1 protein-coding gene is annotated in these 692 nt (G+C 40.0%); it reads right to left on the bottom strand.

From position 1 onward, the window contains the following. Window positions 1-30 precede the first annotated feature (30 nt). Window positions 31-692, bottom strand: a 662-nt coding sequence (locus E0E16_RS06575; protein WP_130829720.1) for an IS30 family transposase, incomplete at its 5' end; no start/stop codon positions are given.

Here is a 692-nt window from a genome sequence, read left to right on the forward strand (position 1 = left end):
ACTCCGCAGAGTCAACCAGCAAGTGCAAAATTATAAAACGTATTTGAAGAATTCACACTTTGGAGTAGAAAAGTTTAATTTTTCTCTCGGTCTTTCGTTCAATTTCTTTTGTATCGACATAATTCTCTTGTCTGTGTAATGTTCAAACGAATCCTTTTTCGGTATATATTGTCTGATTAGTTTATTTGTATTCTCAATAGCTCCCTTTTGCCAAGAACAATATGGATCAGCGAAGTATACGGGCACGCCTAAGAACTTGGTAATGTCCTTATGTGCTGCAAATTCAGGTCCGTTGTCTGTTGTAATGGTCTTCAGACAGTCCTTGTATGGTGGCAGCAGTTTCCTAACTACCTTTGCCAGAGGCTTTGACTGCTTTCCAAATGGCAGTTTCTGCATAAGCAGCATATTGGTGGATTTCTCTACCAGTGTGAGTATGGTATGCTGGTCAGGGTCTACGATCAAGTCCATCTCAAAATCTCCGAATCTCTTCCCGTCAACTTCCTTACTTCTTTCATGGATACTCAACCTGTCTTTAATTGGAAGATGTCTGCCCTTGGGACGATGTCTGTATTTCATCTTATGCCTTGTGTGTTTGGCAAGTTCCCCTGTTGTATCATTATGAATGATATTATAAATGGATTGGTGGGACACCTTTATTCCCTCATTCTTGCGCAGATAACCTGATATTTGTC

The sequence above is a fragment of the Prevotella rectalis genome, from assembly GCF_900607215.1.
Classification (GTDB): Bacteria; Bacteroidota; Bacteroidia; order Bacteroidales; family Bacteroidaceae; genus Prevotella; species Prevotella brunnea.